Below are 10,403 nucleotides of genomic sequence, written 5' to 3' on the forward strand. Positions count from 1 at the left end.
TTTCATGCCCCATTAAACTTTGAATTACTTCAATGGGTGCGCCATTGTTTAATAGATGTGTAGCGTAACTATGTCTTAATTGATGGGGATGTATATCTTATTTATTCCAGCACGACTGGAGATTCGTTTAATGATATACCTCATTTGCGTAATACTCATACGATGTGGATTTCTTTCAGTAACAAAAATAGCTGGATCTCTATCTTGACGACTTTCAATGTATCGTTTAAACCAAATATCACAGCGGATATTAAAGTAAACCTTTCTTTCTTTCTTTCTTTCTTTCTTTCTTTCTTTCTTTATCTCCTTTACCTCTAACGATTGCAGAGCGTTCTGACCAATTAATATTATTCTTCTCTAGTGAAACAATTTCTCCAATTCTACATCCTGTTGAAAACATAAACTCAAATATCGCTTTTTCCAGGGGAGTATGGCATGCCTCTCTTAGATGTTTGTTAAAAACTTAGGAATTCGTTTTCTGACTTTTGGTTCTTTTATTTTAGCTGCTGGATTTTTAGAGATATGTCCTTCTTCATGTGACCAACGGAACAATATTTCATAAAACGAATTCGGTGAGCAAGACTAGAGAGTTTAAGATACACACTAGTTTTTGCTAAGTACTCTTTTAGTTGAACAGTCGTAAGTGGCTCAATATCAACATCTTTAAAATAGCGAGTAAGTAATGCCGCCTGAAGTCGATATGCTTTTAAAGTTTGTAAGGAAAAACCTTCAATTTTCCCATGCTTTTGATATTAACTAAATACATTCCTCCAAAAATATTATTTTATAGAGGAATTATTTCCAAATTACTAGAAAGAGTATACATAGAAAAATAAATACTTCACTAACGTGGCAGGATGGTTCAAGAAGGAATATTCCATACTCTAAACGAATGATACAATTTATTCATCTGTTTTTATCGGATCAAATGGATTTATTTGTAAAATTACTTTTAAAAAGGAATTTTAGTATCTAGGTGTTGTGGTAGGTATAACAAGAGGGCTATTTTCTGCAACACATTCTTTAATATGGCTAAAGCCATGCAACTGGCAATGCTGGTATCTTATTATTATATTAATCGTCCCTTTGTTAATACTAGAATTTGAATACAGGATATTGCAAAATAACAGAAACAATGGAGGTATGAAATTTGAAGATCCGAAGAATAGATCATGTGGGTGTAATCGTAAATGATCTCTCTGCCGCTAAAGAGTTTTTTCTCAATTTTGGACTTGAGGTGAAAGGGGAATGGGAAATGGAAGGAGAGTTAATGGGATATGCAGTTGGGCTTAATGACGTTAAAGTAGCGTGTGTTGGATTGGGAACGACAGACGGTCAGACATGGATAGAGCTAACCAAATTTTATACACCGTCAGATGAAAAAGATATTCAGCAACCCATTGCAAATACACTGGGTATCCGACATATTGCATTTACTGTTGAAGATATTGAAGCTGTTGTTGCCAAATTGAAAAAGAAGGGTACAGAAATCTTTAGTGAGATACAACAATATGAAGAAAGTTATAAATTATGCTACGTTCGTGGTCCAGAAGGAATTATTTTGGAGTTGGCTGAGGAAATCAAATAAGTATTGTTAATTAAAATGAAAGTACGACTCTTTGTTACTTTCTTAATTTTTAGTTTGTGAAGAAATGTACTTAAACTAACGGTACAGGTTAGTTGAAGTAGAAGGAGTAGAAGGTTACTTTAAACAGAGATACCAAAGTGAAACTATAAATTTCATAACTATTTTGAATGAATATCTCAAAGAAAATGTTCAGTAAGGTGGGGGCATTTTGATGTAAGAAATTAATAAAGGGTCACCAGGCTGGGAGGGCGACCCTTACATCGGAAATGTTAATACCCTGTATTTAAGAAAGTAGCGCCGACAATAATTAGAAGTATAAATAGAACAACAATTAAGGCAAATGCAGAACCATTACCATAACCGCCGCCGGAATAGCCGCAGTTACCAATGCCACCAACATTTCCGCCATAGTATCCCATAAAAAACACCTCCTTTCTACAATACATAATATGTTGGTTGCGGAGAAGGAGTATGGTTGTTAAACCATTTAGCTATAGGCATTAAAAAATATATTTTTGTGAGATAAGACCATAAAAAAAGAGCCACTTGGGATGGAGTGACCCTTAGTAAAAAGAATAGGAGGTGTAAGGCTAAATTAGCTTTACCTTACTATTATTATGATGTGATAGCAATGTTTGTATAGTGAATTGCCTGTGAAATTGATTTAAAAAATAGAAGTACAGCTTTAAATAAATTTACAAACAAGGTAGGTACGGCACAATATGAGGAATTAATAAATATGGAGTGATCTACTTTTCATTGCGAATATCTAAGAATTTGTAAAGAATCACACTTAAACTCCCTGAAAGAACGAAATAATCTTTTATTCTCTGTGGTGTATTGATGGTTTTTGCGCTACATGGATGGCTAACTGGGGCTTTAATTAAAGATCATTGAGTTGCTTATGCGCTCTTTTTTGATTAATCTTCTTTCATATTCTGTGGTGTATAAGCTTAATGATTCGCTTTCTCATTTTGATACTAATAATATTTATATTTTCTTAAGAGTTATAATAAGAGATTCTTAAGATTTATCTACTATACTTCAGTTATAGCAAGGAAGTAAAACAAATTTAAAACTTGCGATTACAGGAGGAAAAATATTATGAAATCAACGAAAATATTGGGATTAGCGTTAGTTGGGATATTAAGTACTGGAGGTGTTACAGCTATTGCACATGCATCAAATAATATAGTGCCAAAGAATACAGTAATGACTGAACAGGCTGCTGAACAAGGCAGTTACAAAGAAAATAAACTTAAAGAAGTAGCACTTAATGCTTTTCAAAAGAATTTTAATGAAACAATAGATACTAAAAACTTTTATGAAAGAAACAATGAGTTTTATGAGATAGACGGGCACAAATTTTATATAACAGGATGGAGTAATAAAAATAGTAAATTTATAAATGGAAATACAGCCATTCAATATACTGCAGTATTAGACGCTGAAACTAATAAGATAGTAAGTCTACAGTATCATCCAGGAGAAGCTAAAAATCAAAATTATAAGGATTTTTCTTATGATGAAGCTAAAAATTTAGCAACTAACTTTGTTAAAGAGAATAACATATTAGATGGTAAAAGCTATGAATTTTCAGAACTACAAAGTAAAGAAGTAAATGCAGCTAAAGATTCAAAAGAGGATTTGTACTATCATTTTTATTTTAAATATGATGGAGGAAAAACATGTTTAGTTAATGTAAATAAAGACCTTAAGAAAGTAACTGAATTTAGTTTAGATGAAGGTCAAGATCAGGGATAATGATGTACTACGTAAACCCTCGCTATACATGATAAAATTCTTAAGTTGTGACGAGATATTCTTATAAGATACACAAAGGACTTACTTTTAACAGTAAGTCCTTTTTTATCTAACCTCTTATTGAACTAAACCAGTTAATAGATTGTCAATAAAAATCTTTTAAATTAAAAAACACTTCATGTTATATTAAAAATCGAAACTCAAATAACCCTCCGGAACTCGGTTAAAATTACCTTGTTTCAAAAACATTTTTTGAAGTAGTTATGCCTGTTATCAGACCAGAAAGATCCGGAAGAACTGGATCGACTACTGCCGTGGCCGTTGACTGCCGCGTATTTAAATCATAAATCAGCATAAATTAACCCTCATCTATTTAAGGTGGGGGCCATTTGACGCTTACGAATTAATTGGCGACGGTGTTGCTATTCCGAGTCGTTATGCAAAAGAAGATAATAATTGGTTGAATCTATCGCGCTCCTCTAAAAAAGCGCAATGGCCGCTGTATTGGAACGGAACTAGCATCGAATTTTTGATCAGCTTATTTGTTTCCTCAGCTTGAGTAAACGGAACGACTTTATCATGAATTCCGTGAATAATTAATGTGGGTACATCGATCTGACCGAGATCGTTGTAAACATTTTCATCTCTAAGTGTGACCATAATGGCGGAAGTCGCCCAATTCGCCGCTTTTAATCCCATTAAAACGAACCAATCGGATTTCGGTTCGGAAATATACTGAAAGAAAAAATTCCTCGTTTGGTCTTGCAGCATTTGCGGTCGGTCATGATTTGTATCTTCGATGATTTTATTTGTAAATTCTTTTGGAACGCTAGATGGAGAGGCAGCGTCGATCAAGACGAGTTTAGATACCCCATACCCTTTGTAACGAGCCATATAACGGATCGAGATCGCGCCTCCTGTAGAGTGTCCTGCCAGGGTTATGTTTGTTAACTGTAACGTCTCGATGACCATGCGGACATCATCTGCTAATCTATCGAAACTGTACCCGCTAAAAGGTTTATCCGAATTACCATATCCCCTCCAATCCATTCCGATACAACGATATCCAAGCGTTGGAAGGAAGTTGAACTGATATTCGAACTGGTTATGGTTTAGCGGCCATCCATGAATAAAAAGTATCGTTTTATTTCCCTTCGGATTGATGTCCTCTATAAATACGTTGACGCCAGGTTCGACAGTTACAAAGTATCCCAAGTGTATCACTCCAATTATTAAAAAGTAATTCCCATTAAGATATTCATCCAAGGCAGAGTGTATGCCTAATTTTGGCGATAAACTTAGTTGAGATAGTGCGAGGAAGTTTCTGATGAATATTACCTTGTTGCAAAAACGAAAAGTGATGATGCCTCTACTGCTTGGTTAGACATAGAAGAGTTGGTTAGCGATTGCAACAACATATCTCATGAAGCTTTTCATTTTGCAATTGCTAGTATAGATGCATTGAATCATGTAATTCCTGACCTATATGACGGCATGATATCGAATACAAGAAAGGTCAAGGTCATTCAACATTTTGTGAAGTAGTTATGCCTGTTTTTATAGAAATTTTAAAAGAAGAAATCACAAAAAAGAAAACAGCTTGATTCACAGTACGAACAAAATGTGCAATAAAAGAAAAGGTGCTTATTCAACTCCCATGAAAGAACTTAAACATCTTTCATATTCTGTGGTGTAGCACTGGTTTTGCGCTACATGATGGCTAACGAGTGCTTTACTTGAAGAACATTGAGTTGCATATGCAGCTCTTTTTTTCTTTATTGAACTAACAGAGAAGTTTAGTTAAAGAAGACATTAACTCTTTAGTTAGGAGTTTTTTTAAAAATTTTTTGACTATGAATCAATCTTTTAAAAAATTCTATATAGTAGTAAGGATTATTACAACTTTGTATTGACAAAAAAATTTAAAAAATTATAGTTGTAATAGTTATAACTACTAATAAGGAGATACTATGGTCGATCTAATTGAGAGGTTTGAAGAGATTGGATTTTCGAAAAATGAAGCAAAGGTTTATATAACATTACTGAAAGAGCCTGTTATTAATGGATATGAAATCAGTAAAAAGAGTGGTGTGCCTCGCTCTATGGTGTATGCAGTCATTGCGAAGTTAGTAGCAAAAGGAGCAATCACAGAGTTGCGAACCGAACCACCAACTTATACTCCAGTGCCAGTAAAGGAACTGGTCATGAATCGAAAAAGGCAAACAGAGGAGACACTTACCTTTTTAGAGAAAGAATTGCAAGTTATTGAAAAACCTGTAGAAGTGAATGTGATTAAGCATATTGAAGGGAGAGCGAAAATCATTCATGCCATGCAAAAATTAATGCAGGCATCGAAGGAGGAGATTTGGCTTTCTGCATGGGAAGAGGAATTGGGTGAATTGCGTAGTTCTGCTGAAGAACAAGTTAATAAAGGAACTACAATGTATTCATTACTCTTTACAGATGAAGAAACCTCATCTTTTGGAAATGCATTTTTTCATCGTCAGTATACAGCTTCAGTTGAAAAAAATAGAATGAGCCAAAGATTAACAATTACTATTCAAGATAATCAAGAGGTACTGATTGCGGGCTTTATTGACGGTCAAATCCCTCAGGCAATTCAAACAACTGAACCAATGTTAGTTCTTTTAGCTAAAGAATATATTCGTCACGATATGATGATGAAAGTTGTTACGGAAAAATGGGGAAATGACAAGTTTAATTCATTATTGCAAGATAATGACCTATTAACTTATATTGTTCAAAACGTAAAGAGATGATTCACAATAAATACAATAGTTCGGAGGAAATATGGATGATACGATTTGAAAATGATTATACAGAAGGTGCTCATAAGCGCATTCTGCAACGATTAATGGAGACCAATGAAGAGCAGACACCTGGCTATGGTATGGATGAATACTGTGAAAAGGCCAGAAATTATATTAGAAAAGCGTGTGATGTAGAGAATGCAGATATCCACTTTTTAGTTGGAGGAACACAAACCAATACTACGATTATCTCTTCCATATTACGTCCGCATCAAGGTGCAGTTGCTGCAATTACAGGCCATATTGCAGTACATGAAACGGGAGCAATTGAAGCCACTGGTCATAAAGTACTTACTTTGCCGAGTGATGATGGAAAAATTCAAGCCGCACAGGTAAAAGAATTATTTGATACTCATTGGAATGATGGCGCTCATGAGCATACGGTTCAGCCAGGCTTGGTTTACATTTCGCACCCTACCGAGAATGGGACGACTTACAGTAAATCTGAGTTGGAGGAATTGAGCAAAGTTTGTAAGGAATGTGATTTGCCTTTAGTATTGGATGGCGCCCGATTAGGATATGGTCTAGCTTCAAAAGACAGCGATTTATCCTTCGCAGATATTGCCCGACTTTGTGATGTGTTCTATATCGGTGGAACGAAAATTGGAGCATTGTTTGGGGAAGCCGTAGTCATCATAAATGATAACCTTAAAAAAGATTTTCGGTATTTGGTCAAGCAAAAGGGTGGAATGTTAGCAAAGGGGAGATTATTAGGGATTCAGTTTGAAACCTTGTTTGAAGATGGCTTATACTATGAAATTTCTACTCATGCCGTAGAAATGGCGATGATGATTCGAGAGGCGTTTGTTGAAAAAGGATTTTCATTACGATACGATTCCAAAACAAACCAACAGTTTCCCATCTTGCCTAATGATGTGTTAGAGAAATTGTCCAAAAAATATTCTTTTACGTTTTGGGAGAAAGTCGATCCTATACACAGTGTTGTTAGATTTTGTACTAGTTGGGCTACAAAAGAAGAGCATGTTGAAATGCTGATAAAGGATATTAAGGAATTAGAATCGGAATCTGTGAATGGTGTATTGATTTGAACCAATAGTTTTTCAATTGAAGGGATAAAAATTCAGATTCTCTAATCTGTTGTATTTTAAATGTATCCCGATGTTGTAGTTTGTGAAGGAATGCACTAAACTAAACCAGCTAATAGTTTGTCAATAATTTTCTATTAAAAGTTTATTAGGCACGTGGGGGGCGAACGGTTTAGTTGACGGGGTCAAGCCCCACGAGCAGTTACGTTCTACCCTGGCTACTGCTATAATAAAACCATTTGAAAAATGATCAACCAGAAATATCTGGCTGACCTTATAATACGAACGGAGCAAGTTAGTTTAGGAACTTCCTTCCACAAATATTATACCGAAGATGTTTTAAGGTCTAGCATGGCTCACGAATATCATCATAGTGTTTGGACAGAGAAGTACTTACGTAATGCTCCACCTTTTACTGTTTTGGATAACCTAATATTTGAAGGAAAGGCGTTTATGTTTGAAAAGTTAGTTTATCCTGATATTGATATTGCTCCAATTTATTCAACATTCAACAAATATTATTGGTCAAAAATTGTATTAGATCTCGAAAAGTATGACTTTAATCGGTCTTACGAAATTATTCTGGGAGGTAATGGCCTTCCTAGTCGTTATTGTTACAGTGAGGGCTATAAAATGGTAAAATCCTATCTTGATTTGCACCCAAATGTAACCCCAGAGGAATGGACTGCCCTAAGTGCAAAAGAAATTTTTGAAAAAGGAAATTATCTTGAAAACTATAAATAACAAATCTATGAATGAATTAACATATATTCTAGGGGTAAATATATGTTAATGATTAGTTAAAAGTCATTGAGTTGCGTATGCAGCTCTTTTTTTCTTTATTGAACTAACGGAGCAATTTAGTTGAAAGAGGAAAAAATTACATATATAAAATAAGGCAATACATTGTTAAGATTTGATAGGTAAAGTATTCTATGGAATGAAATTGGAACGGTGGCGTTTCTCCAACAAGTGAGGACGTTTTTTACTAACTGGGCAGGTTAGTTCAACATTGATGTTTAACTTGTGTTCCACAATCGGGCCATTTTATGGAGGAAGATTTTCTTGAAGATAGTTCTGTATAATAACGAGGGATGGGAATATCAAAGAGGAATGTTAAAATAAAAATGGAATCTAATCAATGATTATAAATTATTGGTGTTTTTACATAGTATTTATATTTCATAACATCTTAGGAGGGTAACAATTATGAAGAAATATATAATCTTCTTTGCAATAGGTAGTAGCATTTTGCTATTGTTTTATACTGGATTTAAGATTTTCGATAATGGTTCTTTTAAATTCGCGTTATTATCATATGGGTTATTTTTGTTCATCTTTCTTTTCTCCATCATTTATTTATTTCAAAATAAATGGGTTCCAATCACTATTCAACTAATAACACTATTGATAGTATTTATTTTGCCGCCATTGATTAGAACAGAGGTGAATTTTTACCATTATAAAGAGGATCGGGAAGAAATCATTCGAATGCTGGGCGATGGGGAAATTAAAAAAGAAGCAAGCCTCAATAAAGGGTTTTCCTTTTACTACACACCTCCACAATATATGAATGCTGTTAAATCCACGACAATCAGAGCAGGTATGCATTCGAAAAATAAATTCTTTGTCTTTTTTCAATCAGCTGAACAACCGTTTCTGGAAATGCGGGGTTTAACTGAGGGATTTATTTATTCGTCTACAGGCGAATTTCCGACTGCCAAAGAATTTGATTATTATATGGATTATAAGAAAATTGATAATCATTGGTACTTCGTATCAGATAATCTTGAAAGATTCGATAGCTCATGCTTGTTTCTGTGTGAGTAATTAAGCAAAAGACAAGCGGGCTTTATCACAAAACTAAAGATTAATTGTTTGAACCATTTTATGTTATTCAACAATCGGGCGCTGTTTTTTGCGCTACATGGATGGCTAACGGGGCAGAATAATGGAATTAAGACAAAAATTGCCAAATTCAATTTTAATATCGAGGAATTACGCTTTTTAGAATTAGAATTTCCCTAACATTGTAATTCCGCATTTTCTTAAACTACATCAAGTTGTATGTGTAAAATATCGCAAAAGTGCAAAATACCTCCTGAAGCAACCCGTCCTAGATTAGAACGGGTTAACTTTACGGAGATTATAAAATTAAATAGCTATATTGTCACTTTATATTACTTCATCTGGTGGTTGTGTCTTTCTCCACCCATAAAACTGCATGACGTCTTTTGATCATATAAATCATTTCAATTCCCACCTTTCATTTTTTTAATTAACAAAATTAATATTGACGAATACGAATATAATTTTCTACTTTTCTTCGGTTCTCTTCAAAGATTTTTTTCGCATTTTCATTATGAAGTGCTTTCTCATGAGAGATCTCACGTTTTGTAATAGTTATCGTGAGAGCAAAAATGTTTAATATCATTTATTATCACCTCCTTAAATTACCATGAAAAATGAAAAAAACCGTAGAGAGACTCCCCTACGGTGAAAAAAGACACAAAAATACCGCAGGGGCACACTTCTCCCTGCGGTATGGGTATGCTTAATTACAAAAAAACCTTAAGCGATCCATTCCGATCTGGTCGAATGTGTGATTTTCATTTTTACTGAATTTGTAACTACCAATGACATCAATATAACGATAACGATCATTTCATTCGACCTCCTTAAGAATTTTTGTTTACTTTGTAAGTATATCCATCTTTAAGTTGTTTGTAAACATCTCTTACTAAGTTTTCCTGATTTTGTTAATGGCTAGAAAAAAAACACTTTGCTGCTTTACATTGTTAGTTACCTGATTTTTTCGGAGTAGCAAATAGAAGATATAGAAGACTTAAAGCCAAAAAACATAATTATTATTAAGACAGGGATTTCAGCAATGGTTTAGAATTATAAAATTTAAGGACAACTTAAAGGAAAACCTAAACCAAAACTAGAACTTTGTGGAATTTTAATGTGCTTAAGAATTTTTGTACTTAAAGTAAAGGGGGCTTTAGTTGAAAACCAATCTTCCACAAAACCAGCTAATAGTTGTCAATAATTATCATTAAAAATAATAAAAATATCATGTTATACTAAATTTGTGTATACCAAATAACCGTCCAAATACTTGATTTGGAAAGTTCAGGTCTACTTAGTTAAATGGTTAAATCATGCTAAGTC

The 10,403-nt window shown here is 34.0% G+C and carries 8 protein-coding genes and 2 pseudogenes; 6 read left to right on the forward strand and 4 right to left on the reverse strand.

The window, feature by feature from the left end; all coding sequences use genetic code 11:
• A pseudogene (locus tag AC1DCY_RS25900) lies at nucleotides 1-734 on the reverse strand (tyrosine-type recombinase/integrase); the annotation flags it as partial.
• 416 nt (nucleotides 735-1,150) lie between these two features.
• Between AC1DCY_RS25900 and AC1DCY_RS25905 the strand changes: the two are divergent.
• A complete protein-coding gene (locus AC1DCY_RS25905; protein WP_477355210.1) occupies nucleotides 1,151-1,588 on the forward strand; it encodes a VOC family protein in 438 nt (145 codons plus the stop codon).
• Nucleotides 1,589-1,857: 269 nt separating this feature from the next.
• Here the strand turns inward: AC1DCY_RS25905 and AC1DCY_RS25910 are convergent, their stop codons facing one another.
• Entirely contained in the window at nucleotides 1,858-2,007 is a 150-nt protein-coding gene (locus AC1DCY_RS25910) for a YjcZ family sporulation protein (protein WP_370082344.1), read from the reverse strand.
• Nucleotides 2,008-2,692: 685 nt separating this feature from the next.
• Between AC1DCY_RS25910 and AC1DCY_RS25915 the strand changes: the two genes are divergently transcribed.
• Nucleotides 2,693-3,352 (forward strand): hypothetical protein, encoded by a 660-nt coding sequence (locus AC1DCY_RS25915; RefSeq protein WP_477355214.1) that lies wholly within the window; start codon nucleotides 2,693-2,695, stop codon nucleotides 3,350-3,352.
• 435 nt (nucleotides 3,353-3,787) lie between these two features.
• Here AC1DCY_RS25915 and AC1DCY_RS25920 read toward each other — a convergent pair whose 3' ends face one another.
• Nucleotides 3,788-4,567, reverse strand: coding sequence for an alpha/beta fold hydrolase (locus tag AC1DCY_RS25920; RefSeq protein ID WP_477355217.1), 780 nt, complete (start codon nucleotides 4,565-4,567; stop codon nucleotides 3,788-3,790).
• 755 nt (nucleotides 4,568-5,322) lie between these two features.
• On the opposite strand from AC1DCY_RS25920, the gene AC1DCY_RS25925 reads away from it, so the two are divergent.
• From AC1DCY_RS25925 to AC1DCY_RS25940, 4 genes and pseudogenes are all read left to right on the forward strand, one after another.
• Entirely contained in the window at nucleotides 5,323-6,132 is an 810-nt protein-coding gene (locus AC1DCY_RS25925; RefSeq protein WP_477355220.1) for a TrmB family transcriptional regulator, read from the forward strand.
• Between the two features lie 35 nt (nucleotides 6,133-6,167).
• A complete protein-coding gene (locus AC1DCY_RS25930; protein WP_477355224.1) occupies nucleotides 6,168-7,232 on the forward strand; it encodes a threonine aldolase family protein in 1,065 nt (354 codons plus the stop codon).
• A gap of 309 nt (nucleotides 7,233-7,541) precedes the next feature.
• Nucleotides 7,542-7,973 (forward strand): annotated as a pseudogene (locus AC1DCY_RS25935) (DUF2268 domain-containing putative Zn-dependent protease); the annotation flags it as partial.
• A 465-nt stretch (nucleotides 7,974-8,438) separates the two neighbouring features.
• Nucleotides 8,439-9,059: a hypothetical protein gene (locus AC1DCY_RS25940; protein ID WP_477355227.1), complete on the forward strand. Its 621-nt coding sequence runs from the start codon at nucleotides 8,439-8,441 to the stop codon at nucleotides 9,057-9,059.
• A gap of 457 nt (nucleotides 9,060-9,516) precedes the next feature.
• Here AC1DCY_RS25940 and AC1DCY_RS25945 read toward each other — a convergent pair whose 3' ends face one another.
• The gene (locus AC1DCY_RS25945; RefSeq protein WP_477355230.1) at nucleotides 9,517-9,663 is read right to left on the reverse strand and encodes a YrzI family small protein; all 147 of its coding nucleotides are present in this window, start codon (nucleotides 9,661-9,663) and stop codon (nucleotides 9,517-9,519) included.
• Between the last annotated feature and the right edge of the window lie 740 nt (nucleotides 9,664-10,403).

Source organism: Lysinibacillus sp. 10T31 (assembly GCF_056394365.1).